Origin of the sequence: Streptomyces sp. NPDC049837, from assembly GCF_040674455.1 — a bacterium.
In the GTDB taxonomy this organism is placed as follows: Bacteria; Actinomycetota; Actinomycetes; order Streptomycetales; family Streptomycetaceae; genus Streptomyces.
The window spans coordinates 819,514-846,075 of record NZ_JBFAMP010000001.1; the positions used below are offsets into that span (position 1 = coordinate 819,514).

21 protein-coding genes and 2 pseudogenes are annotated in these 26,562 nt (G+C 73.8%); 10 read left to right on the forward strand and 13 right to left on the reverse strand.

What is annotated here, in order from left to right:
* Positions 1-44: 44 nt before the first annotated feature.
* Positions 45-740, forward strand: coding sequence for an ester cyclase (locus AB0J57_RS03685; protein WP_366126266.1), 696 nt, complete (start codon positions 45-47; stop codon positions 738-740).
* Positions 741-1,198: 458 nt separating this feature from the next.
* Here the strand turns inward: AB0J57_RS03685 and AB0J57_RS03690 are convergent, their stop codons facing one another.
* The 3 genes from AB0J57_RS03690 to AB0J57_RS03700 form a co-directional block, all read right to left on the reverse strand.
* Positions 1,199-2,122 (reverse strand): AraC family transcriptional regulator, encoded by a 924-nt coding sequence (locus AB0J57_RS03690; RefSeq protein ID WP_366126267.1) that lies wholly within the window; start codon positions 2,120-2,122, stop codon positions 1,199-1,201.
* 109 nt (positions 2,123-2,231) lie between these two features.
* Positions 2,232-3,329: a glycoside hydrolase family 43 protein gene (locus AB0J57_RS03695; RefSeq protein WP_366126268.1), complete on the reverse strand. Its 1,098-nt coding sequence runs from the start codon at positions 3,327-3,329 to the stop codon at positions 2,232-2,234.
* Between the two features lie 205 nt (positions 3,330-3,534).
* Positions 3,535-3,762 (reverse strand): DUF5133 domain-containing protein, encoded by a 228-nt coding sequence (locus AB0J57_RS03700; protein WP_366126269.1) that lies wholly within the window; start codon positions 3,760-3,762, stop codon positions 3,535-3,537.
* Between the two features lie 104 nt (positions 3,763-3,866).
* On the opposite strand from AB0J57_RS03700, the gene mmuM reads away from it, so the two are divergent.
* From mmuM to AB0J57_RS03715, 3 genes are all read left to right on the forward strand, one after another.
* Positions 3,867-4,793: a homocysteine S-methyltransferase gene (gene mmuM, locus AB0J57_RS03705; protein ID WP_366126270.1), complete on the forward strand. Its 927-nt coding sequence runs from the start codon at positions 3,867-3,869 to the stop codon at positions 4,791-4,793.
* 152 nt (positions 4,794-4,945) lie between these two features.
* Positions 4,946-6,850 (forward strand): DUF2264 domain-containing protein, encoded by a 1,905-nt coding sequence (locus AB0J57_RS03710; protein WP_366126271.1) that lies wholly within the window; start codon positions 4,946-4,948, stop codon positions 6,848-6,850.
* A gap of 71 nt (positions 6,851-6,921) precedes the next feature.
* Positions 6,922-7,125 (forward strand): hypothetical protein, encoded by a 204-nt coding sequence (locus AB0J57_RS03715; protein ID WP_366126272.1) that lies wholly within the window; start codon positions 6,922-6,924, stop codon positions 7,123-7,125.
* Between the two features lie 185 nt (positions 7,126-7,310).
* On the opposite strand, the pseudogene AB0J57_RS03720 reads toward AB0J57_RS03715, so the two are convergent.
* Both AB0J57_RS03720 and AB0J57_RS03725 read right to left on the reverse strand, forming a co-directional pair.
* Positions 7,311-7,712, reverse strand: a pseudogene (locus tag AB0J57_RS03720) (helix-turn-helix domain-containing protein); the annotation flags it as partial.
* Positions 7,713-7,855: 143 nt separating this feature from the next.
* The gene (locus tag AB0J57_RS03725) at positions 7,856-8,872 is read right to left on the reverse strand and encodes a LacI family DNA-binding transcriptional regulator (RefSeq protein WP_366126468.1); all 1,017 of its coding nucleotides are present in this window, start codon (positions 8,870-8,872) and stop codon (positions 7,856-7,858) included.
* 202 nt (positions 8,873-9,074) lie between these two features.
* On the opposite strand from AB0J57_RS03725, the gene AB0J57_RS03730 reads away from it, so the two are divergent.
* Positions 9,075-10,217: an ABC transporter substrate-binding protein gene (locus AB0J57_RS03730; RefSeq protein WP_366126273.1), complete on the forward strand. Its 1,143-nt coding sequence runs from the start codon at positions 9,075-9,077 to the stop codon at positions 10,215-10,217.
* A 69-nt stretch (positions 10,218-10,286) separates the two neighbouring features.
* On the opposite strand, the gene AB0J57_RS03735 is transcribed toward AB0J57_RS03730, so the two are convergent.
* Positions 10,287-11,996, reverse strand: coding sequence for an alpha-N-arabinofuranosidase (locus AB0J57_RS03735; RefSeq protein ID WP_366126274.1), 1,710 nt, complete (start codon positions 11,994-11,996; stop codon positions 10,287-10,289).
* A 245-nt stretch (positions 11,997-12,241) separates the two neighbouring features.
* On the opposite strand from AB0J57_RS03735, the gene AB0J57_RS03740 reads away from it, so the two are divergent.
* Both AB0J57_RS03740 and AB0J57_RS03745 read left to right on the forward strand, forming a co-directional pair.
* Complete coding sequence (locus AB0J57_RS03740; protein WP_366126275.1) at positions 12,242-14,563, forward strand: NACHT domain-containing protein; 2,322 nt, start codon at positions 12,242-12,244, stop codon at positions 14,561-14,563.
* A 77-nt stretch (positions 14,564-14,640) separates the two neighbouring features.
* Positions 14,641-15,387, forward strand: a complete 747-nt coding sequence (locus tag AB0J57_RS03745) for a Clp protease N-terminal domain-containing protein (protein ID WP_366126276.1) — start codon at positions 14,641-14,643, stop codon at positions 15,385-15,387.
* A gap of 37 nt (positions 15,388-15,424) precedes the next feature.
* Here the strand turns inward: AB0J57_RS03745 and AB0J57_RS03750 are convergent.
* The 6 genes and pseudogenes from AB0J57_RS03750 to AB0J57_RS03775 all read right to left on the reverse strand — a co-directional run.
* Positions 15,425-16,159: pseudogene (locus tag AB0J57_RS03750) on the reverse strand (alpha/beta fold hydrolase); the annotation flags it as partial.
* Positions 16,156-17,412, reverse strand: coding sequence for a 3-carboxy-cis,cis-muconate cycloisomerase (pcaB, locus tag AB0J57_RS03755; protein ID WP_366126277.1), 1,257 nt, complete (start codon positions 17,410-17,412; stop codon positions 16,156-16,158). The gene pcaB and the pseudogene AB0J57_RS03750, both read right to left, overlap by 4 nt.
* The gene (gene pcaG, locus AB0J57_RS03760; protein ID WP_366126278.1) at positions 17,409-17,993 is read right to left on the reverse strand and encodes a protocatechuate 3,4-dioxygenase subunit alpha; all 585 of its coding nucleotides are present in this window, start codon (positions 17,991-17,993) and stop codon (positions 17,409-17,411) included. Before pcaG ends, pcaB begins: the two co-directional genes overlap by 4 nt.
* Complete coding sequence (gene pcaH / locus AB0J57_RS03765) at positions 17,990-18,763, reverse strand: protocatechuate 3,4-dioxygenase subunit beta (RefSeq protein ID WP_366126279.1); 774 nt, start codon at positions 18,761-18,763, stop codon at positions 17,990-17,992. Before pcaH ends, pcaG begins: the two co-directional genes overlap by 4 nt.
* 19 nt (positions 18,764-18,782) lie before the next feature.
* Positions 18,783-19,418: a CoA transferase subunit B gene (locus AB0J57_RS03770; RefSeq protein ID WP_366126280.1), complete on the reverse strand. Its 636-nt coding sequence runs from the start codon at positions 19,416-19,418 to the stop codon at positions 18,783-18,785.
* On the reverse strand, positions 19,418-20,206 hold the full coding sequence (locus tag AB0J57_RS03775; protein ID WP_366126281.1) for a CoA transferase subunit A: 789 nt from the start codon (positions 20,204-20,206) through the stop codon (positions 19,418-19,420). Before AB0J57_RS03775 ends, AB0J57_RS03770 begins: the two co-directional genes overlap by 1 nt.
* 167 nt (positions 20,207-20,373) lie before the next feature.
* On the opposite strand from AB0J57_RS03775, the gene AB0J57_RS03780 reads away from it, so the two are divergent.
* The 3 genes from AB0J57_RS03780 (at position 20,374) to AB0J57_RS03790 (ending at position 25,975) form a co-directional block, all read left to right on the forward strand.
* The gene (locus AB0J57_RS03780) at positions 20,374-20,847 is read left to right on the forward strand and encodes a MarR family transcriptional regulator (protein WP_366126282.1); all 474 of its coding nucleotides are present in this window, start codon (positions 20,374-20,376) and stop codon (positions 20,845-20,847) included.
* A 263-nt stretch (positions 20,848-21,110) separates the two neighbouring features.
* Entirely contained in the window at positions 21,111-22,997 is a 1,887-nt protein-coding gene (locus AB0J57_RS03785) for an HSP90 family protein (RefSeq protein WP_366126283.1), read from the forward strand.
* Positions 22,994-25,975 (forward strand): tetratricopeptide repeat protein, encoded by a 2,982-nt coding sequence (locus AB0J57_RS03790; protein WP_366126284.1) that lies wholly within the window; start codon positions 22,994-22,996, stop codon positions 25,973-25,975. The genes AB0J57_RS03785 and AB0J57_RS03790 overlap by 4 nt, the downstream gene beginning before the upstream one ends.
* Positions 25,976-26,082: 107 nt before the next feature.
* Here AB0J57_RS03790 and AB0J57_RS03795 read toward each other — a convergent pair whose 3' ends face one another.
* Positions 26,083-26,403 (reverse strand): L-rhamnose mutarotase, encoded by a 321-nt coding sequence (locus AB0J57_RS03795; protein ID WP_366126285.1) that lies wholly within the window; start codon positions 26,401-26,403, stop codon positions 26,083-26,085.
* Between the last annotated feature and the right edge of the window lie 159 nt (positions 26,404-26,562).

A 26,562-nucleotide genomic window follows, 5' to 3' on the forward strand; every position in this document is an offset into this window, starting at 1 on the left:
CGTTCCCATATGACTCCGTATGACTCCATATGGCGGGAGACATCATGACATTCGTCCAGATCATCGACTGCAAGACCGACAGAGTCGACGAGGTGAACCGGCTGCTGGACAACTGGGTCGAGGCGACCCAGGGCAAGCGGACGGCCACTCACGCGCTGATGGGGCGCGACCGTTCGGACTCCAGCCATGTGCTGGAGATCGTGGAATTCCCCTCGTACGAGGAGGCGATGGAGAACTCGAGGCTGCCCGAGACCGACCGGATCTTCCGGGAGATGGTGGCCCTCTGTGACGGTGAACCCACCTTCACGGACCTGGACGTCGTCCGGGATGAGCAGCTCAACAAGCTCATCGTCCAGAGGTTCGTGGACGAGGTGATCAACCAGGGGAACGTCGACGCCGCCGACGCCCTGTGTACCGGTGACTACCGGGAGCACGACCCGTCCCTGTCGACGTACGACGCGGACCTGGCGACCGCCAAGGCGGAGAACCGCGAGATCATGGAGGCGTTCCAGCCGACGTGCACCATCGAGTCGCTCGTGGCCGACGGCGACCTGGTGTGCATGCGGATGACGTTCAAGGGCCGCCACGTGGCCGCCTACAAGGACATCCAGGCCACCAACCGGGATGTCTCCGGCACCGGTCACGCGACCTTCCGCTGCAAGGGCGGCAAGATCGCGGAGAGCTGGTGGAACGTGGACGACCTGGGGCTGATGCGGCAGTTGGGTGTCGTGGAGGCCTAGTTACAGCCGTCGGCTTCTCCCCGGTAGCCTTCGCGGGTGATCGATGAAGTTACTCTCTGGTACCGCTTTGCCGCCCTGCTGCCCGAGCCCGGGGCCACCCGGGTCAGGGACTGCTGGAACACGGGCGAACAGGAGGCCGGGCTCGACGCGCTCGTGTCCGGTCTCCAGGCCCACGGGGTGGTGATCAGCGAGACCACGCTCGCCGAGATCGCGGTGCTGGTGCAGGCGTGGGGCATGGGCGACGAGCTCACGTCCAAGCTGTTGTGCTGCGCGGCGGTCGCCTCCGACGACGAGGACGCTCCGCTGCGGCTGATCGAGCACCCTTATGCCCGGCCGCTTCCCTCGCCGGGTTCGGACCACGTCCTCGTGCCGTGGATCGGGTGCGGCCGGTGCGGCGGGGTGCTGGCGCGGGCGCACACGGTGGAGCCCTGGGGCGACCTGTCCTTCCTGCCGGTCCACTACGCGGTGATCGGCCCGCGGCCCGCGCCGCCCCGCGTGTTCGCCCCGCGCAGCCCCTGGCCCGCGCTCGCGGCGCTCCGTGCCGAGTGCGCGCCGGCGCGGACGTACGCCCCGGGTGTCGTGCCGTAGACGCGGGCGAACCACCGGGTGAGGTGGGCCTGGTCGGTGAACCCCGCCTCGGTGGCGGCCACCGACGGCGCCGTCCCGGCCAGCAGCAGGGCGCGGGCGTGCCTCAGGCGCAGGTCCCGCTGGTACGCGCTGGGCGCGAAGCCGTACGCGGCCCGGAAGCCCCGGTACAGCGCGAAACGGCTGCACCCGGCGGCGTGGGCCAGTTCGTCGGCGCTCACGTCCTCGGTGAACCGGTCCCGCAGCAGTCGGCGGGCCCGCTCCAGGGCGGCCGTGTCGGCCGGGCCCCTGGTCCGTTCGGCCGGGCGCGGACGCCGCACGGCGGCCCGGCCGGTCATGGCGAGGACGGCGGTGGTGAGCCGCTCGTCGACGGCGAGGCGCGGGGCGTGGCCGACGACCGCGCGGTAGAGGCGGTCCAGGGCGCGGGCGAGGCACGCGTCGTCCACGACGGGCTCCCCGAAGAGCGGCAGCCCGGCCGTGCCGGGGGCGGCGTCGGCGATGACGCCGCGCAGCAGGTCCTCCCCCAGGTGCAGCATCCGGTAGCGGTAGCCGCTCTCGGCGGCGGCGCGTCCGTCGTGCGGGTCGTCGGGGTTGAACGCCATGACGAGCCCGGCGGCGCTGGTCCGCCGTTCGCCTCGGCACAGGAACGACTGTGCGCCGTGGTCGGTGACCCCGAAGGAGTACGTGTCGTGGGCGTGCATGGGGTAGGTGTGCCGCCGGAAGTCGGCGTGCATCGCTTCCAGCGCGAGCCCGGGGAGCCGCCAGTAGGCGGCGCGTTCACGGGCGGCGTCGGGCATGGGCCCATTGTCCCGTACCGGCCGGGGCGGAGGCTCCCGGCCGGACACGCGGACGTCAGCGGTGGGCCGGCCGGCCGAGCAGCCCCTGGGCGAGCAGTTCACCGCCGGGTCACGCGAGCGCTCCCGGGCCGTCGGCGACGGGGATGCCGAAGTCGGGGGTGCCGTCGGGCTTCCAGCCGAGCCGCTGGATGCGGGTGTGGCGGTTGGGGTCGTGCAGCGGGTCGCCGCTGATCTCCTTGTACTGACGGGCGTGGTAGACGAGGACGTCGGTGCGGCCGTCCTCGGCGACGGTGAACGAGTTGTGCCCGGGTCCGTACTGCCGGGTGGTGTCGTTGCTGGTGAACACCGGCCTCGGTGACTTGGTCCAGGACGCGGGGTCCATCAGGTCGCTGTCGGCGTCGGCGGTGAGCAGGCCCATGCAGTAGTTGCTGTCGGTGGCGCTGGCGGAGTACGTCATGAAGACGCGGCCGTTGCGCAGGATCACCGAGGCGCCCTCGTTCACCTTGAAGCCGGCGCACTCCCAGTCGTACTCGGGCGTGGTGAGCCGGATCTGCGGACCGGTCAGGGTCCAGGGGTCGGCCATCCGGGACAGGAAGATGCCGGTGTTGTGGTCGATGCCGGGCTCGTGCTGCGCCCAGGCGAGGTAGCGGGAGCCGGTTGGGGTCTCCCCTGCTCGAGCGGAGCCGAGAGCTTGGGGAAAGGTGAAGGTGGTGGCGTCGAGCGAGAAGGTGTCCCAGGCGGTGACGATCCGCCCCTTCTCGGTCCAGGTGCCCTTGAAGGGGTCGCGGCTGGGGTTCTCCAGGACCCACATGCGGATCTTCCACACGTCATCGGCGGGCGCTGCGGCGAAGTAGATGTACCACTTGCCGTCGATGTGGTGGATCTCCGGCGCCCAGATGTGCGCGCCCATGTCGCCGGTGGCGTGCTTGCGCCAGATGACCGCCTCCTTCGCCGTGGCGAGGCCGCCCAGCGTGCGGGAGCGGCGCAGGATGATCCGGTCGTATTCGGGGGCGGTGGCGGTGAAGTAGTAGTGCCGGTCGGTGTGGCGGTGGATGTGCGGATCGGCACGGTTGCGTACGAGGGGGTTGGCGTACGGGCGGTTCGGCGCGGCGGCGCTCGCCACCCCTGGTACGGCGCCGATGGCGCCCACGGCCAGGGCGCCCTGGAGGAGCAGTCTGCGGGTCGGGGCTGTCGGGTCGTGACTCATGCGGCGCACCCTTCCGTTCGTGATTTCGAACGCCATCTGCCATGTCGAACGGCGAAACGGTAAGGGTGTGGCGCGGGAAGGTCAACGGGTCGGGAGGGATCGGCAGTTCGGGCCACGGGGCGACAACCCGGCCCCGGGCACGAAGGGGCCGGGGCATGACTCGGGCCGCCCGCTGTCGTCGCGGGCGGCCCGGGTCCGGCGTGCGTCAGACGGTGAGCAGGGAGTCGTCCTCCGGGCGGGCGCCCGGCAGGTGGTGACGGGCGGCGACCAGGGCCACGTCCACGTCCCCGGTGCCCGTGGCGACGCACAGGGTGCGGGCGAGCTCGTCCATGCGTTCCCGGACCTCGGGCGCGCCCTCCTCGGCGTGCAGCAGCCTGAGGGTCTCGTACTGCTCGACCAGGTTGTTCAGGACGGCGGGGTGAGCCATCAGCACGGCGGTTCTCCTTCCTGACGACAGACACCGGTTGTCCGCGTGGGGACCCTGCTACCCGGCGACACGTTCCCCATGCCCGGGTGATGTGGACTAGCTTCGCCCCCATGACCAGCGCCGCAGCCCCCGCCTTCACCGAAGCGCTCACCACCTCACCCTCCCCCGTCATCCTCGACGGCGGGCTGTCCAACCAACTGGAGAACGCCGGGCACGACCTGAGCGATGAGCTGTGGTCGGCGCGGCTCCTGGCCGACCGGCCCGAGGCCCTCGTCGCGGCGCACCTCGCCTACTACGAGGCCGGTGCGAGCGTCGCGACGACGTCGAGCTACCAGGCCACCTTCGAGGGCTTCGCCCACCGCGGCATCGGCCACGACCGGGCCGCCGAACTCCTCGCGCTCAGCGTCGAACTGGGACGCGAGGCCGCCCGGCGCGCCGAGGCCAAGGCGCCCGGGCGGCCGCTGTGGGTGGCCGCGTCCGCCGGGCCGTACGGCGCGATGCTGGCCGACGGGTCGGAGTACCGGGGCCGGTACGGGCTGGGCGTCGCCGAACTGGAACGGTTCCACCGCCCGCGGCTGGAGGTGCTGGCCGCCGCCCGCCCGGACGTCCTGGCGCTGGAGACCGTGCCGGACGCGGACGAGGCACGGGCGCTGGTACGGGCGGTGCGCGGACTGGGCGTACCGGCCTGGCTGTCGTACAGCATCGCCGGGGACCGGACGCGCGCGGGTCAGCCCCTGGAGGAGGCGTTCGCGGTCGCGGCCGCCTCGGACGAGATCGTCGCCGTCGGGGTGAACTGCTGCGCCCCCGAGGACGCGGACCGCGCGGTCCCCGTCGCGGCGCGCGTCACGGGCAAGCCGGTGGTGGTGTACCCGAACAGTGGCGAGGAATGGGACGCCGGGGCCCGCGCCTGGCGCGGCCGTTCGACGTTCACGGCCGAGCGGGCGACGGCCTGGCGGCAGGCCGGCGCGCAACTGATCGGCGGCTGCTGCCGGGTCGGTCCGGACGCGATCGCCGAGCTGGCGGCCCGCACCTGGTGAGCGTTTGATCGTTTGACCAGGCGGGCGTCGCTCGATCACCATGCCGGTGTCGACGCCGTTTCGACGCCGCTGACCGTGGGCGAGGTCGCCCGCTGGGCCGGGGGCGAGGGCGTCGCCCATCCCGTACGACGCGAGAGGCCGGCGTACCTGGCATGAGCGAGCACCTTCATCTGCCGCCCGGGGACCGGGAGTCGAGCCCGTACACCGGCTTCACCCGCGCCCACTGGGAGGCGGCGGCCGACGGGCTGGTCCGGGCCGCGTGGCGCTGGGCCACGCCCGGTGGGGCGCTGCTGGACCTGCCGGGGCGGCCGTCGCGCTCCGGCGTGCGTTCCGACGGGCTGGAGGGGTACGCGCGGACGTTCCTGGCGGCGGCGTTCCGCGTCGCGGGCGCGGGCGGGGAGGACCCGTACGGGCTGCTCGGCCGGTACGCGGACGGGCTGGCGGCCGGGACGCGCACGCCCGGCCGGGAGGACGCCGAGTCGTGGCCGCTGATCCTCGACCACCATGTGCGGGGCCAGCCGATGGTGGAGTCCGCGTCCGTGGCGCTCGGGCTCCGGCTGACCCGGCCCTGGCTGTGGGACCGCCTCGACGGCGGCGTACAGGACCGGGCCGAGGAGTGGCTGCGCGGCGCGCTGCGGCACACGCCCGCCCCCAACAACTGGTACCTCTTCCCGCTGACGGTCGCCGGGTTCCTCCAGTCCGTGGGGCGCGGCGACACGGAGACGGCGCGGGCCGTCGAGCGGGGCCTGGAGCTGCTGGAGTCCTGGTACCGGGGCGACGGCTGGTACGCGGACGGCGACGGCCGGGCGTTCGACCACTACAACGGCTGGGCGCTGCACCTGTACCCACTGCTGCACGCCCATCTGGCGGGCGACAAGGCCATGCTGGACGTCTACGGGCCACGGCTGCGCGAGCACCTGGAGGGGCTGGCGCTGCTGTTCGGCGGCGACGGGGCGCCGGTGCACTTCGGGCGGTCGCTGACGTACCGGTTCGCGGCGGGCGCGGGCGTGGGGCTGGGCGCGCTGACCGGGCACACGCCGCTCGCGCCCGGCGTCTCGCGGCGGCTGCTGAGCGGTTGTCTGCGGTACTTCCTGGACCGGGGCGCGGTGGACGCGCGCGACGGGCTGCTGACGCCCGGCTGGCACGGTCCGCACGAGGCGACGCTCCAGTCGTACTCGGGCCCCGCGTCGCCCTACTGGGCGTCCAAGGCGTTCGTGGCGCTGCTCGTCCCGCCCGACGATCCGCTGTGGACGGTACGGGAGGAGGCGGCGCCCGCCGAGCGCGGCGACCGGGTGCTGGCGCTGCCCGCGCCGGGGCTGCTGGTCCAGACGACCGGCGGGGACGGCATCGCGCGGCTGCACAACCACGGCAGCGACGCCGTTCCGCCCTTCGCGGGCGACACCGCCGACGCGCACGACGTGCTGTACGGGCGGCTCGCCTACTCCACCCGCACGGGGCCGACCTCCGCCGCCAACGCGCCCGACAACCACCTGTCCGTCGAGGTCGGCGGGGTGTCGTCGGTCCGCTGCCGCATCCACCCCCTGGGCGCGGGGCACGGCGACGGCTGGGGCTGGGCCGCCTCCTGGCACCGGCCGGTGTTCCCGGCGGGTTCCCCCATGGTGCCGGGACTGCGAGCGGAGAGCGTGACGGTGGCGCGCGGCCGCTACGAACTGCGGCTGCACCGGCTCCTGGGCCTGCCGCACGGTTCCCGCATACGCCTCTCGGGCTGGGCGACAGGCCCCGACGAGCCGCTCGCCTCCCAGTTGCACGGCCTGCACGGGTGGCAGCCCGGCCCCGACCGACTGCGCGCCCCCCAGGGCACGGCGTTCACCCGCTGGGCGCTCCTCCCCCGCCTGACCGCCGCCCCCTCCCCAGCCGGCCCGACCGTCCTGGTGGCCCTCGCCTCCCTCACCGGCACGGCAGCCCCCACCCCCCTGGCGGCCACGGCAACGGTGGAACACACCGACGCGGACACGGTGGCCGTACGCTGGACGGCCGATGGAGCGCTCACCCGTGTGACGTTCGCTCCGGGGGTGTCGGTCACGCACACGCCGTAGCGCATGAGATCGCTCACCCCACCCTGAAAATCCTTCGAATCCGGCGGGGCGGCGCCTTACGATGATCGCTCGTGACCGACGACAGACGCCGCCTACTCGAACGCCGGCCCGACACGGCCGTACGGGCCATGGGCCGGAACGACATCCTCCGCCAGCCGCGTGTGATGGCCGCGCAGGCCGATCTGGACCACGGTCCCCTGCGGCGCCTGCACTTGCCCGACTTGGATGAGCTGCGGGACCGGGGCGTGCTGGACGCGCACGCCCTGACAGACTGAGGCGTGTGACGACGACGCGCCGCCCGCTGGGCACCGGTCCCCGACCCGAATCCGCGACGACGGACAGCCGTGCTCAGCGCGGACGCACCGTCGCGGAGCTCGCGGCCGAGCTTGCCGCCGCTCCTGCCGAGCAGGAGCCCAGGCAGCAGCCGGCCGCACGCCGGCACCTGGGGTCCGGGCCGCTGTCAGGGGCTCGCTGACGGGACTTCCCGCGCCGTTGGCGCCATCGCCTGGAAGGTGCGGCGGTAGGCCAGCGGGGAGACGCCGATCGCGGCGTGCAGGTGCTGCCGCAGGGACGTGGCGGTCGCGAAGCCGACCTCGCCCGCGATGCGGTCCACGGGCAGGTCGGTGGACTCCAGCAAGTGCCGGGCCCGCGCGACGCGTTGCTGGATGAGCCACCGGCCGGGGCTCATGCCGACCTCCTCGCCGAACCGGCGGGCGAAGGTGCGCGTGCTCATCCGGGCGTGGTTCGCGAGGTCGGCGAGCGTGAGCGGGAGGTGCGGGTTCTCCTGGGCCCAGTGGCGGGTGGCGCCGGTCCCGTTCTCCGAGGTCTCGGGCACCGGCTGCTCGATGTACTGGGCCTGACCGCACAGTTCGTCCTCCAGCACGCTTTGAATCGTTTCAGGAAAGCGCGTGCTGGGACAACGTGAGGACCCCTGCGGGGTACGTCAACGGTTCGGACCGGATCCGTCGGTACGCGGCCCGCGCCAGGCCGGGCCCCTGGGAGCCGTCAGGGGCGGCGCGGCGCCAGGGACGAGGCGCGGACGACCAGTTCGGGCCGGAGCACGATGCGCTGGTGCGCGTGGTGTGCGGCCTGATGGCCGGTCTCCTCGATGAGCAGCTCGGCGGCCATCCGCCCCATCCGGTGGGCGGGCTGGCGCACCGAGGTCAGCGGCACGGCCGCGGCGGCGGCGAACTCGATGTCGTCGTACCCGACCAGCGCGATGTCCGCGGGCACCGAGACCCCGGCGGCGAACAGGGTCTGGAGCACGCCCAGGGCCAGCAGGTCGTTGGCGCAGAAGACCGCGGTGGGCCGCGGCGACATGCCGAGCAGCCGGGCGCCCGCGTCGCGCCCGGCGGCCACGTCGAGGCGCTCGGTCCCGACGCGGGTCAGGGCCTCGGCCGGCAGCCCGGCCTCGGCGAGCGCGCCCAGCGCCCCCGCGCACCGGTCCTGCACCTGCGGCAGGTGCTCCGGCCCACCGACGTAGACGAGGCTCCGGTGCCCGCCCTCCAGCAGGTGCCGGACCGCGAGCGCCCCGCCCTCGACGTCGTCCACCGAGACCGAGCAGGTCTCCTCCCCGGCGGCGGTGCGGTCCACCAGCACGTACGGGATGCCGTGCCGGCCGAACGCCCTGAGCGTGTCCCCGCCGGGGTCGGCGGGCGTCACCAGCACGCCGCGCACCCGCTGCTCGGCGAAGAGCCCGAGGTACTCGGCCTCCTCGGCCGGGTCCTGGGCGCTGTTGCACAGCATCACCCCGAGCCCCGCCTGGCGGGCGGCCCGTTCGGCGCCGGTGGCGAGGTCGACGAAGAAGGGGTTGGCCATGTCGAGGACGAGCAGCGCGATGATCCGGCTGCGCCCGGCCCGCAGTTGGCGGGCCGACTCGCTGCGGACGTAGCCGAGCAGTTCGATGGCCGCGTGGACGCGCTCGCGCGTGGCCTCGGCGACGGTCTCGGGCCGGTTGATGACGTTGGAGACGGTGCCCACGGAGACGCCCGCGTGCTGCGCCACGTCCTTGATGCCCACCATGCGCGCCACGCCGCGCACCCCCTTCGGTCCTCAGCCGCCCGCTCCGCCGCCGGACCGGAGGCTTCATCGTAGGAGGTCGCGCGCACGCTGTCATGAATCGATTCACTACGTGGGTGGCCACGGCGGAGCGTGACACCTGCCGCGCTGAGGCGTTGTCCGGGGCATGAATCGGACGAACGGTGAGACAGGACAGGTTCCGACCGTGGGCGTGGTGATCGCCCGCACCGGCCGGCTGGCGCGGCTCGGGGATCCGCTGGCGTACGCCATGGACCTGCTGGCGCCGAAACTGCGGGGGCGGCTGCGCCTGGTGGGCCGCGACAGCCGCTCCGACGCCGGGGGCGCCCGGCGGGCGGTGCGGGAGCTGGTGGAGGTGGAGCGGGCCCGGCTGGTGCTCACGCTGGCGGGTACGGAGGTGCTGCCGGCGGTGGCCGACGCCTGCGAGGAGGCGGGGGTGCCGTGCCTGTCGAGCACCTTCCCGTGGCAGGTGTACCACCACGGGGGTGGGCGGCGGCGCTGGACGTACCACTTCTGCTGGGGCCTCGACGACATCGCGGAGACGTTCGCCGACCTGTGGGAGGCGGTGGGCGGTACGCGGCGCCGGGTCGGGTGCCTGTGGAACGACGGCCCGCAGGGCACCTGGTCCCGGCACGCCACGCACGGCTTCCTGCCCGGGGCACGCGCGCGTGGGCACCGTCTCGTGGACCCGGGCGGGTACCGGGAGCCCGCCGCCGCACTGGCGGGGCATGTGTCGGCGTTCCGGGAGGCGGGCGTGGACGTGGTCACGAGCGCCGCGACGGGGGCGGACCTGGGGCTGTTCCGCCGGGAGGCCGCCCGGCAGGGGCTGCGGCCCCGGCTCGTCACCTGCTCCCGGTGGCTGGCCTATCCGCCCGCCACCGTGACCCCGGCCGGCGAGGCGCCGCCGCCCCAGGCCAACGTGGCGACGCTCGTCTACTGGACCCCGTCCCACCCCTACCGCTCGTCCATCGACGGCATGACCGCCGCCGAGCTGGCCGAGGGCTACGAGCGGGCCACGGGCAACCAGTGGCTCCAGCCGCTGGGACTGGCGTACGCGCTCTTCGAGGTGGCCACGCACGCGCTCGCCACCGCCGACGACCCGGCGGCCCCCGCGTCGGTCGCGGCGGCGCTCGGCGCAACGCGGCTGCGGACGATGGCGGGTCCGCTCGACTGGACGTCCGGCCCCGTGCCCCGCATCGCCACGGTGCGGCTGGCGGGCGGGCAATGGCAGCGGGGCCGCCGGCATCCGTACGAGCTGGTGGTCGTCGACAACCGGCGGGTGGAGGGCCTGCCTGCCGGCGGCGAGCTGCTGCCCCTGAACGAGACCTAGGAGGCGACGGGCCACGGTCCGGGCGGTGAGGGCGAGCCGATGCGTACGCATGGGGTGCGTCCCTTCGGGTCAGGGTGAGTGGGGGTTGTCCGCTCCCGTCGCCGCCGACAGCCTGATCACGTTCCAGGACATCGGCTCCAGGACGGCACGCAGTGCCCCGTCCGTCAGGGTGGTCGTCGGCACGGTGTGCGGGGTGACGCGCTCGGGGTCGTCGAGGGTGTTGCGGGCGTCGGGGTCGGCGTCGGCGAGTGCGGAGTGCTCGATGACGTGCGTCAGGTCGAGCCCCCGCAGGTCGACGTGGAGCGGCAGGGGCGCGTTCCGGCCCCGGTTGACGGCGAAGACGGTGACGGTGCCGTCGTCGCCGCGTACCGCCGTGGCGTGCAGCAGCGGCACCTCGCCGTACTTCGCCGTGGGGTACGTGGGTGAGTCGGCCCGTACGTCGAGGACGCGGCCCCGCCCGTGGCGGGCGGCCTGGGCGAAGGGGAAGAACGTGGTCTGCCGCCAGGCGGGGCCGCCGGGCTCGGTCATGATCGGGGCGATGACGTTGACGAGCTGGGCGAGGCAGGCGACGGTGACGCGGTCGGCGTGGCGCAGCAGGGCGATCAGCAGGGAGCCGAGCACGACGGCGTCGGTGACGGAGTAGCCGTCCTCCAGCAGGCGCGGTGCCTCGGGCCAGCCGAGGGGCTCGGTGGCGGCCTGGGCCTGGTAGCGGCTGAGGTACCAGACGTTCCATTCGTCGAAGGAGAGGTTGATCCTCTTCGGCGACTTGAGCCGGGCGCCCATGTGGTCGCAGGTGGCGACGACCTCCTCGATGAGGGCCTCCATGTCGACGGCGGAGGCGAGGAAGGAGTCGCGGTCGCCGTCGAGTTCCTCGTAGTAGGCGCGGAGCGAGACGTAGCCGACGTCGTCGTACGCCTCGGCCAGGACCGTCGCCTCCCACGCGGCGAAGGTCTCCATGGAGCGGCCCGAACTGCCGCACGCCACCAGTTCGACGTCCCGGTCCATCTGACGCATGGCGCGCGCGGTCTCGGCGGCGAGCCGCCCGTACTCCCGGGCCGTCTTGTGGCCGAGCTGCCAGGGGCCGTCCATCTCGTTGCCGAGGCACCACAGCCGGATGCCGCAGGGGTCCTTGTCGCCGTGGGCGATGCGGCGCTCGGACAGCTCGGTGCCGCCGGGGTGGTTGGCGTACTCCTGGAGCTGGAGCGCTTCCGCGACGCCGCGCGTGCCGAGGTTGACGACCATCATGGGTTCGGCCTGTGGGCCGATCTTCTTGAGGAAGGCCATGTACTCGGCCGGCCCGAACCGGTTGGTCTCGGTGGAGCGCCAGGCGAGGTCCAGGCGGGGCGGCCGCTCCTCGACGGGGCCGGCGCCGTCCTCCCAGCGGTAGCCGGAGACGAAGTTGCCGCCGGGGTAGCGGATGGTGGTGACACGCAGCTCGCGGATGAGGGCGAGGACGTCGGTGCGCAGCCCATCCTCGTCGGCGGTGGGGTGGTCCGGCTCGTGGATGCCGGTGTAGACGCACCGGCCGAGGTGCTCGACGAACGAGCCGAAGAGGCGGGGACTGACCTCGCCGGCGGTGAAGGCGGGGTCGAGGGTGAAGCGGGCGGTCGTCGGGGTCCTTTCGCTGAACGGGGCGCTGCTGGCCGGCCAGGCCGGTGTGGGCGCCGCCCGGCCGCGCCCGCCGCGAGGACGCCGCCCGTCGCGGGCCGTCTGCCGCCGGGCGTTGGGAGCGCCCGAGGGGCGGCCGGGCGACGTGGCGCACCGCGAGGCGCCCTTCACCTCACATGCGTGTGTGTGCCACCCTTTTCGTCGGCCCGACGGCCCGACGGCACGACGGGAACGAGGAGAGGCTGGCGAACAGTGGGGGCTTCAGGGTGCGGACCCGGCGTGCTGGTCTGATCTACCTGTCACTTGCGCTGACCGGCCTGTCCGGCGCCCTTCTGCTCGCCCACGTGGGTGGGACGGGGGTCGCGGGCGCGGGAGTGTCCGTTCTGCCGACGTTCGCGGGGATGTACCTCGCATGGATGGCGTTCCGGTCAGACCGCCACGAGGCTGCCGCGGGCAGCGGGCTCGGGGAGATCGCCGACCGTCTGGCCGTGGCCGTGCGCCACCAGTGGGAGGCGGAGGCGCGGGTCCGGCGGCTCAACGATCCGTACCCGCTGCCGGTCTCCTGGGCTCCGGCGCACGCCGACCTGGTGGAGGAGTGGGCGCGACTCGTGTCGACCGCGACGAGCTGGCCCGGGGGTCCGGCGTCCGACCGGGCCGGCTGGTCCGCCGGCCCGGACGAACTCGCGGGGACCGACGGGCAGATCGCCGAGGTTCTGCTGCGGAAGGTACCCACCGGCCGGCTGGTGGTCCTCGGCGCACCGGGATCGGGCAAGACCATGCTGCTGGTGCGCATGCTGCTGACCCTCGTCGAACAGCGCTCACCCGGCGGCGCGGTCCCGGTGCTGTTCTCCCTCTCGTCGTGGAACCCCGCCGACCAGCAGTTGGACGACTGGCTGAGCGAGCAGCTCGTCCAGGACTACCCGGGGCTCCGCGAGCCGGCCCCGGCCTCATGGGGCAGGCTGAACTCCGCCCGGGCACTGCTGGCCGGCCGGCTGATCCTGCCCATTCTGGACGGCTTCGACGAGATCCCCGCGGCCGTGCGCACGGCGGCCCTGGACCGGATCAACGCCGCACTGCCCCTGGGGCAGAGGGTGGTGCTGTCCAGCAGAGGGCACGAATACCGTGAGGCGCTCTCCCCCTCGTCGTCCCTCCCCGCGAAATTGGCAGGGGCGGCAGGCGTGGAACTCCAGCCGCTGGAGCACGAGGTGGTCGCCGCCTACCTCAAGCGCGACTCGGGAGGGGAGGCGACTGCCGCGGCGGCGCGCTGGAACCCGGTTCTGGACCGTCTGAGCGATGACAGCACCGCGGTCGCCCGAGCACTGCGTACCCCGTTGACGCTCTTCCTGGCCCGCACCGTCTACAACCCCCGCCCCGGCGAGCACAGCGGTTCGCTGCCCGATCCGGCCGAACTCTGCGACACGGAACGCTTTCCCCGTGCCGAGGACATCGAGCGGCACCTCTTCGACGCCTTCATTCCCGCGGCGTACCGCCCCCACCCGGACCGCGGCAAACGCTCCCGGTGGCGAGCGGCGGAGGCGCACCGCTGGCTGGCGTTCCTCGCCGCGCACCTGGAACACGGCCTGCGCGGGACGACCGATCTGGCCTGGTGGCAGCTCCGGTACGCCGTTCCCCCGCCTTTCGTCGGCCTCGTCTTCGGGCTGGCGAGCGGGCTGGCCGGCGGGCTCGTGGCGGGATTCGGGGCGGGGATCGGCATCGGGTTCGGCGCGGGGCTGGGGACGGGGATCCTTCTCGGGTTCGGCGTCGGCCTGCCCGTCCGGCGGGTGGACGGGGCGCGCCACGGGCCCCTGAGCGGCCTCGCGGGAGGACTGGCGGGAGGACTCGCGGGCGGACTGTTGGCCGGGTTGGCGAGCGAGATCGGCATCGGACTGGCCGTCGGGCCGACCGGGGGAATCGCCGCCGGACTCGGGGTGGGCCTCGCGGTCGGTCCGGCGAGCGGTCCCAGAGGCGGTCTGTTCGGCGGGCTCACCGGCGGGACTGTGGCCGGCCTCATGTCGGGGCTCGGTACGGGACTGCCCTCGGGGATCGTCAACGGCATCGGGATCGGCCTGGCGGCCGGACTGACGGCCGTACTCGCGGGGCGAAGGGAACCGGCACAGAGACTGCACTGGTCCCCGGTCGGCATCGCGGGCGGCCTCGCCGTCGGGCTGGCGCTGGGGCTGGCCGCGACGCTCGTCGCGGGAATGGCCGCCGGAATCGCGGTCGGCCTGGTCACCGGCGGCGTCAGCGCCTTCATCGCCGGCCTCGCGGGGGCACCGACGAATCTGACCGCCTCGGGCGATCCTCACACCGTGCTCAAGCGGGATTTCCGCACCTTCGGCGTCATCGCGCTGGCCACGGCGCTGGCGATCGGGGTCGTCACCGAATTGGTGACCGGACTCGCGGTGACCACGGAGAGGCAACTGGCGGCGAATCCCATCGTGTTGCTCACCGCGGGGATCGTTCCCGGCATCTGGATGGGGCTCGTCTCAGGGCTCGCCCTGGGACTCGCGCAGGCGGCCTGGGGCTCCTTCGCCATGGTGCGCTGCTGGCTCGCTCTGCGCGGCCGGCTGCCCTGGCGGCTGATGGGCTTCCTCTCCGACGCCCATGAGAAGCGCGGCGTTCTGCGCCAGGTGGGAGCGGTCTATCAGTTCCGTCACGCCGAGCTCCAGCGCCGACTGGCCTCCGGGCCGTCCCGCGCCGGCGCCACGGCCGGAGGTGGAGGTCCCGGCGCGGCGTGACGGACACGTGGGGACGACGAACACCCAACTGTCAACGCGGGGTTGACGACCATAGGCTGTCAACCTACGGTTGACACATGACGAAACCAGTCGGCATGACGCATCCCGTTCGCCTCGACGACCTCATCGAGGCCATCAAGAAGGCACACGGCGACGCGCTCGACCAGCTCTCCGGCGCCGTGATCGCCGCCGACCACCTCGGGGAACTGGCGGACCATCTGATCGGCCACTTCGTCGACCAGGCCAGGCGCTCGGGCGCCTCCTGGACGGACATCGGCAAGAGCATGGGCGTCACCCGGCAGGCCGCCCAGAAGCGCTTCGTTCCGAAGGCGGGCGAGGCGTCGGACCTGGACCCCGCCCAGGGCTTCAGCCGCTTCACCGACCGCGCCCGCAACGTCGTGATGGCCTCGCAGAACGAGGCGCACGCCGCGGAGAACGACGAGATCCGCCCCGCGCACCTGGTCCTCGGGCTGCTGCACGAGCCCGAGGGGCTCGCCGCCAAGGCGATCGTCGCCCAGGGAGTGCTCCTGGACGCGGTCCGGCAGGAGGCGGCAGCGGCACTGCCGCCGAAGGCGGAGAGCGTGCCCGATCTCGTTCCCTTCGACGCCGGGGCGAAGAAGGTCCTGGAACTGACCTTCCGCGAGGCCCTGCTGCTGGGCCACAACTACGTCGGAACGGAACACATCCTGCTCGCCCTGCTGGAGTTCGAGGACGGACAGGGCATCCTCACCCGCCTGGGCGTCGACAAGGCTGCCGCCGCGGCACATGTGACCGCCGCGGCGGCCGCGGCCACGCAGGCCGCGCGGGAGGCGCTGGAGGACTAGGGCGCCAAGTGCTGACCTAGTCCTCGCCGGGTGCGCCGAAGTGGGCGCGCAGGGCGGCCAGGACGGCGGCCGGCTGCTCGGCGGGGGCCAGGTGGGAGGCGCCGGGGAGTTCGATGAGGGCCGCGCCCGGGATGCCGTCGGCGAGCTCGCGGGCGTGGGCGGGCGGGGTCGCCGGGTCCTGTCGGCCCGCCAGCACCAGGGTGGGCGCGGTGACCGACGGCAGGTCGGGGCGCAGGTCGTAGGTGGCGAGCGCGTCGCAGCACGCGGCGTACGCGGCCGGGTCGGCGCCGCGCAGGTCGTCGACCAGGCGCGGGTCGGTGAACCCGGGGGTGAACCAGCGGCCGGGTGCCGTCTCGGCCAGGGGCGCCGTGCCGTCGCGGCGTACCAGGGCGGCCCGTTCGTGCCAGGGGCCGGGGTCGCCGAAGTGGGCGGAGGAGCACACGACGGCGAGCCGGCGCAGCCGGTCGGGGTGGTGGACCGCGAGCCACAGGCCGACGGCGCCGCCCAGCGACACGCCCGCGTAGTGGAACCGGTCCAGCCCCAGCGCGTCGGCCAGGCGCAGCACGTGGGCGGCGAGGTCCGCGACGGTGGCCCCGGGGGCGATGAGACCGGCGGGGCCGGCGCCGTGGCCGGGCAGGTCCCACCGTACGCACCGCAGGGGCAGTCCGGGGGCGACGGCGTCCCACAGGGCGGTGGAGGTGCCGAGGGACGGGCCGAGCAGGACGGCGGGCGCGGTGGCGGGGCCCTCGATGACGTGGTGGAGCAGGTTCATCGGCGTTCCAGGGCGCGGTCGGTGAGCTGGGCCGCCGCACCGGTGTAGTGGGCGGGGTCGGTCAGTTCGGGCGGGACGCCCAGCACGTCGGCGAGGGACCTGCCGGTCGTACGGACCTCCTCGGCCGCCCGCGTCAGGCGGTCCTTCCGGAAGCGGGCGCGGAGCCGTTCGGAGACGATCAGCCCGTCGGTGAGGGCCAGGTTCGCGCGCATCCGTTCGGGGTGGACGCGCAGCCCCTCGGCGAGGCGTGCGGCGTGGTGGGCGGCGCCGCCGACGAGCCGCAGCAGGTCCCGCAGCGGCTCCCACTCGGCGTGCCAGGCGCCCGCGGGCCGCTCGTCCCCGGCGGCCACCGAGCCGTACAGGACCGCCGCGTGGGCGGGCGCGCGGCGGGCGGCGGCCGCGATGAGCGTGGCGCGCACGGGGTTGGCCTTGTGCGGCATGGCGGACGAGCCGCCTCCGCTGCCCTCGACCACCTCGCCCACCTCGGTGCGGGAGAGGCTCAGCACGTCGGCGGCGACCTTCCCGAGCGCCCCGGCGGTGAAGGCCAACGACCCGGCGAGGTCGGCCACCGGGGTGCGGAGCGTGTGCCAGGGCAGGGCGGGCTCGGCGAGGCCCACTTCGCGGGCGTACGCGGCGACGAGGGCGGGCGCATCGTCACACCCGTACGCCTCGAAGGCGGCCAGCGTGCCCGCCGCGCCGCCCAGTTGGGCGGGCAGCCGGTCGCGGACGGCGGCGACGCGGTCGCGCGCGTCCAGCACCAGGGCGCGCCAGCCCGCCGCCTTCAGCCCGAAGGTGGTCGGCACGGCGTGCTGGGTGAGGGTGCGGCCGGGCATCACCGTGTCGCGGTGCCCGGCGGCGAGCGCCCGCAGCGCCACGGCCGTGCGCTCCAGGTCGGCGAGGACCGGGGCCAGGGCGCGGGTGGCGACGAGCATGGCCGCCGTGTCGAGGATGTCCTGGCTGGTGGCGCCCCGGTGCACATACGGCCGGGCGTACTCCGGTACGGCGGCGGCGAGACCGTCGACCAGCGGGATCACCGGGTTCCCGCCGGCGCGGGCGCGCAGTGCCAGGTCCCGGACGCCGAACTCGCCCGCGCAGGCCGCCGTGATCGCCCCGGCCGCCTCCGGGGGCGCCTGCACGCGCGCGAGGGCGGCCTCCGCGTCGAGCATGGCCCGCAGGAAGGCGGCGTCGGAGGTGGCGGCCTCGGCGGGCGTGCCTGCGCTCCCCGGGGCCAGGAGGCCGTCGTCGTAGGTCATGTGAACTCCAGGAAGACGGTCTCCCCTTCGCCCTGCAACCGGATGTCGAACCGGTACGTGCCGCGCGGCTCGGCGTGCGCGACCAGCGTGGCTCCGCGCGCGGGCGTGAGGGAGGCGAGGAGCGGGTCGGCGGCGAGTGCGTCGGTGTGCTCCGGCAGGTAGACGCGGGTGAACAGGTGGTGGGTCAGGCCGCGGGCGAAGAGGCAGACGCTCAGGTACGGGGCGTTCTCGCCGCGCGCGCCGGGGCGGAGGGTGCGTACCGCCCAGTGCCCGTCGGCGTCGGTGGGTACGCGGCCGAAGCCGGTGAAGTCGATGCCGTTGCGGCCGAGGAACCCGCCGGTGACCGGGTCGCGGCGCATCGAGCCGCCGATGCGCGGGAGTTCGCCGTCGGGGCCGGGGCCCCAGACCTCGACCAGGGCGTCGGGGACGGGGGTGCCCTCACCGTCGAGGACCCGGCCGTGGACGGTGATGGTGCCGGGGTGGCCGGCCGGGGCGATGTCGCCGCCGCCGGGGAAGGGCAGGGCGTACCCGTAGAACGGGCCGACGGTGTGCGAGGGCGTGGGCTTGGGGGCGGTACTCATCGGCCTTCCTCGATCCAGGTGGCGGTGGGTCCGTCGAGGACGATGTCCCAGCGGTAGCCGAGGGACCGTTCCGGCTGGGACAGGCTGTGGTCGTACGTCGCGACGAGCCGCTGCCGCGCGGCGTCGTCGGTGACGGACTGGAGGATCGGGTCGTGGGGGAAGAGGGGGTCGCCGGGGAAGTACATCTGGGTGACGAGGCGTTGGGTGAACGCCGAGCCGAAGAGCGAGAAGTGGATGTGGGCGGGGCGCCAGGCGTTGGTGTGGTTGCGCCAGGGGTAGGCGCCGGGCTTGATGGTGGTGAAGGTGTAGCCGCCGTCGTCGCCGGTGAGGGTGCGGCCGGTGCCGGTGAAGTTCGGGTCGAGGGGCGCGGGGTGCTGGTCGCGCCGGTGGGCGTACCGCCCGGAGGCGTTGGCCTGCCACAGCTCGATGAGCTGGCCGCGTACGGGACGGCCGTCGCGGTCCAGGACGCGCCCGGTGACGGTGATGCGCTCGCCGAGCGGCTCACCGGCGTGCTGCCGGGTGAGGTCGTTGTCGAGTTCGGTGACGTCGGTCTCGCCGAAGGCGGGTGAGGCCAGTTCGACGGCCTCCGGGTCGCGGGCGGTGGCGACGGCGACGAGCGGCTGGTGCGGGTGGCGCAGCAGGCTGGAGCGGTACGGGGGGTAGTCGCGCGCCGGGTGGTCGGCGCGCCGGGCGCCGTCGGCGACGGACTTCTCGTACGCGTCGCGCTGCCGGACGATCTGGAGGTCTATGTCCGCTTGGGTGAGCGCCATGTCGGTGAACCTTCCCTGGTCAGCCGGCCGTTCGGAGGGGGGCGGCGGTCGTCTTCCGGATCTCGTCGACGGTCACGCCCGGGGCGGTCTCGACCAGGACCAGGCCGTCGTCGGTGACGTCCAGGACGCCGAGGTCGGTGATGATCCGGTGGACGCAGGCGCGGCCGGTGAGGGGCAGGGTGCACTCCTCGACGATCTTCGGGCTGCCGTCCTTGGCGGTGTGGGTCATGGTGACGATGACCCGGCGGGCGCCGTGCACCAGGTCCATGGCGCCGCCGATGCCGGTGACGAGCTTGCCGGGGACGGCCCAGTTGGCGAGGTCGCCGCCGGCCGAGACCTGCATGGCACCGAGGACGGCGACGTCGATGTGACCGCCGCGGATCATGCCGAAGGAGAGCGCCGAGTCGAAGTAGGAGGCGCCGGGCAGGACGGTGACCGTCTCCTTGCCCGCGTTGATGAGGTCGGGGTCGATCTCGTCCTCGTACGGGTAGGGGCCGGTGCCCAGGATGCCGTTCTCGGATTCGAGGACGACGTGGACGCCGTCGGGGAGGTGTCCGGGGATGAGGGTGGGCAGGCCGATGCCGAGGTTGACGTACTCACCGTCGTGCAGCTCGGCGGCCGCGCGGGCGGCCATCTCGTCGCGTGTCCAGGCCATCAGGCGCCCGCCTTCCGGGTCGGTCCGGTCGTACGGTTACGGGTCGTACGGTTCTCGATCTTCTTGTCGGCGGCCTGCTCGGGGGTGAGGGCCACGACGCGCTGGACGAAGATGCCGGGCAGGTGGACGTGGTCGGGGTCGATTCCGCCGGGCTCGACCAGTTCCTCGACCTCGGCGACGGTGATCCGTCCGGCCATGGCGGCGAGGGGGTTGAAGTTGCGGGCGGACTTGGCGAAGACCAGGTTGCCGTGGCGGTCGCCCTTGGCGGCGCGTACGAGGGCGAAGTCGGTGCGGATGCCGTGTTCGAGGACGTACGGCACGCCGTCGAACTCGCGGACCTCCTTGGGCGGGGAGGCGAGCGCCACGCCGCCGTTCCCGTCGTACCGCCAGGGCAGGCCTCCCTCGGCGACCTGGGTGCCGACGCCCGCCGGGGTGTAGAAGGCGGGGATGCCGGCGCCGCCCGCGCGCAGCCGCTCGGCGAGGGTGCCCTGCGGGATCAGCTCGACCTCCAGCTCGCCGGCGAGGTACTGGCGGGCGAACTCCTTGTTGGCGCCGATGTACGAGCCGGTGACGCGGGCGATGCGCCCGGCGGCGAGCAGGACCGCGAGGCCGGAGTCCAGGGCGCCGCAGTTGTTGGAGACCACGCCGATGCCGGTGATCCCCGTCTCGTGAACGGCCTGGATGAGCGTGGCCGGAACGCCGCTGAGGCCGAAGCCGCCGACCGCGAACGTCGCGCCGTCGTGCACATCGGCCACGGCCTCCCCGGCGGTGGCCACCACCTTGTCCATCGGTCCGCTTCCTTCCGTCCGGGACGAGAATGCTCAGTGCACTGACTATCTTCTCCTGGAGGTGCAGCCTGACACCGGAATCCGTGCCGGTCAAGATGGTCAGTGCCATGAGAGACTGACCGATGCAGGCAGGCATCACAGGACCGCCCGGGGAGAGGGGACGCACCGTGCCCGCGCTCGACCTCAGCAGCCATCCCGGCCATCTGGCCCGGCGCTTCCAGCAGGCGCACACCCTGCTGTGGAACACGATCGTCTCCGAGGAGGTCACCTCCCCCCAGTTCGCCGTCCTCAATACCCTGGTCGGCGAGGACGGCCTGGACCAGCGCACCGTCGGCGACCGCGTCGGCCTCGACCGCTCCACCATCGCCGAGGTGGTCCGCCGGCTGGCCGAGCGCGGCCTGGTCGACAAGGTCCGCGACCCGCGCGACGGCCGCCGCTCGGTGCTGCACGCCACCGACGAGGGCGTCCGCGTCCACAAGAAACTGGCGCTGCGCACGGCACGGATGAACCAGGTCTTCCTCGCCCCGCTGGAACCGGCGGAGCAGGCCCTCTTCCTCGACCTGCTGCGCCGGGTCTCGGACGCCGCGGAAGGCTTGCGCCACCCCGCCGCTCCCCCGCCGGCGGCGGCCGTCGGCGCGTGAGCCGCGCGTTCATCGCCGCGGGCGCCGACGCCGGCCCGTGCGGGGCAAGATCGCGTCCGTGGGCAAATCCCTGGGCATTGTCAGTGGCCCTCCCTACGATGGTCCTCAATTCCGAGTCCTCCTCGGTGACCTGCGCGTATGTCCGCGTACGGCGCCGAGGCCAGGGCCGGGCCCATCGCGATTCGTGAGGGGGGGACCCCGCGATCGCCCGACCCGCGCCCACGGCCGCCCGTCCGGAGCCGTGAGGTGGCCCCCTTGTGCCCATGAACCTTCACTCGCCCGATTCGCCCGACTCCCCCGAGCCCACGGGAGCCGTCCGGTCACCGGCCGAACCGTCGGTCAACACGTTCCAGGTCGACCTGCGTGGCCTGGTGGACCTGCTGTCCCACCACCTCTACTCCAGCCCGCGCGTCTACATCCGCGAGCTGCTGCAGAACGCGGTGGACGCCGTCACCGCCCGTCTCGCCCACGATCCCGCCGCCCCCGTGGCCATCCGCCTCGCGGCCACGGGTGACGCCGTCGTCATGGAGGACAGCGGCATCGGCCTCACCTCCGAGGAGGTGCACACCCTCCTCGCCACCATCGGGCGCAGCTCCAAGCGCGACGGCCTGGAGAGCGCCCGGCAGGAATTCCTCGGCCAGTTCGGCATCGGGCTGCTCGCCTGCTTCGTCGTCGCCCGGCAGATCCGCGTGGTGTCCCGTTCCGCCCGCAAGCCCGACGAGCCGCCCGTCGAGTGGGTGGCGAGCGACGACGGCTCGTACACGGTACGGACCCTGCCGCACGACGCGCGGCCCGAGCCCGGCACCACCGTCCGGCTGGAGCCGCGGCCCGGTGCCGAGGAGTGGGCCGACCCGCGCCGTGTCGCCGAACTCGCCCAGGACTTCGGGTCGCTGCTGCCCCACGAGATCACCTTCACCGGGCCGGACGGCACCGGCCGCCCGCTGACCGAGCGGCCGGCCGTGTGGGACCGGCCGTATCCGACGCCCACCGCACGGCGGGTCGCACTGGCCGGGCACTGCGCGCGGGTCTTCGGGTTCACCCCGCTCGACTCCATCGACCTGGACCTCCCGGTCGCCGGGGTACGCGGTGTCGCGTACGTCCTGCCCTCCGCCACGAGCCCCGCCAACCGGGCGGCCCACCGGGTCTACCTGAAGGGCATGCTGCTCACCGACCGGGCCGACAACCTGCTGCCGGACTGGGCGTTCTTCGTGCGCGTCGTCCTGGACACCGACACGCTGCGCCCGACCGCCTCGCGGGAGAACCTGTACGACGACGAGACCCTCGCCGCCGTGCGGGACGCGCTGGGCGTCCGCGTCCGTGAGTGGCTCGCCGAGCTCGCGGCCGGCGACCCCGACCGGCTGGCGGCGTTCCTCACGGTGCACCACCTGGGCGTGAAGTCCATGGCGCGGCACGACGCCGAGCTGTTCTCCCTGATGCTGCCCTGGTTGCCGTTCGAGACCAGCGACGGCCGGGTCACGCTCGACGAGTTCGTACGCACGCACCCGCGGGTCCACTTCACCCGGACGGTCGAGGAGTTCCGGCAGGTCTCCCCCATCGCGGCCGCGCACGGCCTGGGCATCGTCAACGGCGGGTACACCTACGACTCCGACCTGATCGCGCTGCTTCCACAGGTCCGGGACGGCGTCACCGTCAGCGAGCTGGACGCGGGCGCCGTCACGGCACACCTCGACCCGGTCGGACCGCAGGAGGAGCTGGCCCTCGCCTCCTTCCTCGCCACCGCCCGCACGCGCCTGGACCCGCTCGGCTGCGACGTGGCGCTGCGCGCCTTCCAGCCCGTGACCGTGCCCGCGCTGTACCTCGACGACCGGGAGGCCCGCCACGAGCGGGACCGCGCGTCGGCCGAGGAGGGTGCCGACAGCCTCTGGAGCGACATCCTCGGCGCCCTGCGCGGCTCGGCGCCGCGTGCCCGCCTCGTCCTCAACCACAACAACCCGCTGGTGCGCCGTGTCGCGGCGATCAGCGACACCGAACTGGCCGGCACCGCGGTCGAGTCGCTCTACGGACAGGCCCTGCTGATGGCGCAGCGCCCGCTGCGGCCCGCCGACACCTCCCTGCTCAACAGGGCGTTCCTCGGGCTCCTCGAATGGGCCACGCACCCGACCACCGCTCCTCAGGAGGGCGACAAGTGACCACCCCCGAGCACTCCCCCGAGGACATCCGCCGGGCCCTGTGGGAGAACGACTCCGCACCCAACGGGCTGCTGCGCAACGCCCGCGCCGAGGAGCTGGTCGCCGCCGCCGAGTCGGCGGGCGATCGCGATGTGCTCCGGCAGGCGCTGTTCGGTCTCATCCGGGCGTACGAGTTCAGCACCGAGCGCGGCAAGATGCTGGTGCCGTTCGCCCGGCTCATGCAGGAGTGGGACCAGGACCCGTCCGTCTTCGACAGCCACGACAGCCACCGGTTCCACTGGATGTTCAAGTGGGTCACGTCCGGGATGCTCACGCTGCCGGAGATCCCGCTCGCCACCATGGAGCAGTGGCTCGCCGAGATGGAGCGCCGCTACCGGCTGGCCGGGTACACCGAACGGGCCGTACGTCAGGGCGAGTTCCACATCGCTGACCAAACCGGTGACTCCGCACGGGCGGCGCGCGCGTTCCGCGCGTGGACGGCGGCGGACCGCGACCGGATGGCCAACTGCCACGCGTGCGAGCTCAACGCCCAGGGTTCGTACTGGGTGAGGCAGGGCCGGGACGACAAGGCGTTGCGCACCTGGCAGCCGGTCCTCGACGCCGGCTCCACCTGCATGGAGGAGCCGCACCGCGTACTCGCCAAGTCACTGCTGCCGCTGGTGCGGTCGGGCAGCCCGGACCAGGCACGCGCGAACCACTTGCGTGGATACCGCATGGCGCGCGGCGATGAGAGCCTGCTGCCGTCGGTCGCCCGGCACATCGAGTTCTGCGCCCTGACCGGGAACGAGGGCCGGGGGCTGGAGCTGCTCTCCGAGCACGCCGCGCACCTGGCGTCCGACGGCGACCCTGGGTCGCGGCTGGATTTCCTGGGCGGCACGCTGGTCCTGCTGCGCCGGCTGCTGGCCCTCGGTATCGGGGACCGGCCCGCGGTCGCCCACGGAGGACGGCAGCGTACGGTGCGGGAGCTGCACGACACGCTCGACGCGGAGGCATGGGCGATCGCGGCGCGCTTCGACGAGCGCAACGGCAACGACGTCGTGTCCGGCCGGCTGAGGCACAGACTGGACCGGGAACCGCTGATGGACGGTCTCCCGCTGGGCGTACGGGCGGTACGGCTCGGCGCCGGGACCGTCTCCCCGGCGGGCGCGCCCGCGGTCACCGCCGTCGAGGCGCGCAAGGCCCCGGATGCCGCCGCCCTGCCCGAGCTGGTCGCCGAAGCGCGGGACCTGCGCACCCAGGGGCACCCGCGCGCGTCCACCGTCTGGGACCGGGTCGCGGCCCTCGTCACGGAGACCGGCCAGGCCCCGGACGCGCTGCTCGCCGCCGACCTGCTGGATCACCGGGCCATACGTGCCGGGCGCGCCGGCGAGGAAGCCGCCCGGGGCCTGTTCGAGCAGGCCGTCGTCGCCTACCGGAACGCCGGCGAGCCGAGCCGGGCCGCCCTGGCCGAGCTGCGCGTGGTCTCCGCGGCGGCACAGTCGGGCGCGGAGGCGGACGAGATCCGGGACCTGCTCGGGACGGCCGCCGCCTCGGCGGAGGCCCTCGATCCGGCCGACCCGGCCAGAACGCGGCGGATCGCGACGGTCGCCCTGATGCGGGCCAAGTTCGAGGCGATCCTGCGGGAGAACGGCCAGGGCGGGCAGGGCGATGGCGGCACCCGGTTCGACGCCGATCTGACCGCGTTCGTCTCGGAGTTCTCGGAGTCGTCGGAGCTCTCGGCGGCGCCCGGCGGAGGTGCCGTCGAGGACCTGCTCGCCGAGGCGGAAGGGCTCCGGGCCGACCTCGCCTGGCGCACCGGTGCCGACGAGCGGGCGGAGGCGCTGCTGGGCTCGGCCGCGCGGCGGTGGATCGACGCCGGCCGCCCGTGGGGTGCGGCCGAACCCCACGCGCGGCGGGCGCGGCTGCTGATGGCGATGGGCCGCCACGAGGACGCCGAGGACGCGGCACGCTCGGCGCTCGCCCACAGCACCGAGATCGTGGCGGCGGACGAGCTCGGCCGGATACGGCTGACGCTGGCGGAGGTCCTCTACCAGCAGGACGGCAAGGAGGCGGAGGCGGCCGACCACGCCCTGGAGGCGGCGCACTGGTTCGACGCCGCCGGGGACTCGGCGGGCGCGGGGGCGTACGCCCGGCTGGTCCTGGCCCAGGCCCTCGGCGAGACGGGACGTGCCGCCGAGGCGGCCGAAGTGCTGGAGTCGGCGCTGCCGGACCTGCTGGAGCACGGTGAGGAGCAGGCGGTACGGGCCCGTGACGCCCTCGCCCGGAACCTGCGGGCGCTCGGCGACCACCGGGCGGCCGCCGAGCAGTATCTGCTCGCCGCCGAGGTGGCCAAGGGCTGGGACCACGCGGGATCACACGCCCACTTCGCGTCGCTCGGCGCCGAGTGCCTGTCGGCGTCGGGCATGCGGGACGAGGCCGTCGCCGCCTATCACCGGGCCGTCGAGCTCTGGCAGGGCGTCGACGAGCCGGTCTCGCTCGCGCGGGCGCTGCGCGCCCTGGCGTGGCTGGAGGCAGAGGGCGGGGACTCGGACGCGGCGAAGGAACTGATGTCCCGGGCCCTGGCGGCCGTCGACGGGGACGGTCCCGAGCTGCTGGTGGAACGCGCGCGTACCTGGGCCCAGACGGCCGAGTTGCTGCTCGACGAGCTGTACGAGGGGGACGAGGACGGCGAGGGGGACGAGGACGGCGACGGGAAGCAGGGCGACGGGGAGGCGGACGCGGCTGTCCGGCGCGAGGCGGTGGATCTGCTGGAACGGGCGGACGCGGCGTTCGCCGAGCTGGGCCCGGACGCCTTGGAGGAGCGGGTGCGGTGCGTCGTTCGCATGGCCTGGACGGAGCGGGCGCTGGACCGTACCGATGAGGCCGCCGCGCGGATCCGGGCGCTGACGACCGAAGTCGGCGCACTGGACACGGACCACGCGCGCTCCCTCCTCCCCCGCCTGGAGCGCATGCTCGACCAGCTCACCCAGGCCGGCTGACCCCTTCGGCCGTCCGGCGACCGGCCGTTGGGCAACCGGCCTCACCTCGACCCGTGCACTGCCCTTGAGGGGGCGGTGCACGGGTCGTGGCGTACCGGTGCACGGTGTCAGTCCAGGTGGAACACCTCGGTGAGCGGCCGCATCGCCTCGTCAGGGCCCCGGCCGTCCAGGTCTTCGAAGAAGCCCGCCATGGTCGCCTGCCAGCGGGCGTTGACGTCGGTGGCGGCCATCGCGGCGCGGGCGGCGGCGAAGTCGGGGGTCTCCAGGTAGCCGACGAGGAGGCCGTCGTCGCGGAGGAAGAGCGAGTAGTTGTGCCAGCCGGCCGCGCGGAGCGCGTCGAGCATCTCCGGCCACACGGCCGTGTGCCGGGCGCGGTACTCGGTGAGCCGGTCCGGGCGGACCTTCAGCAGGAAGCAGACGCGTTGCATGGCGTACCTGGTCCTCTCCGCCGACCGGTGGCGGAATGAAAGGTTTCAGACGAGCTGAGACCACACTGACGCCAAGCGTCAACCCCCTTTCTCCGCATGTGTTTACGAGCACCCACGCCCGTGAGAGCCCTTGACCCCGTACCGTCACACCCCCCATCT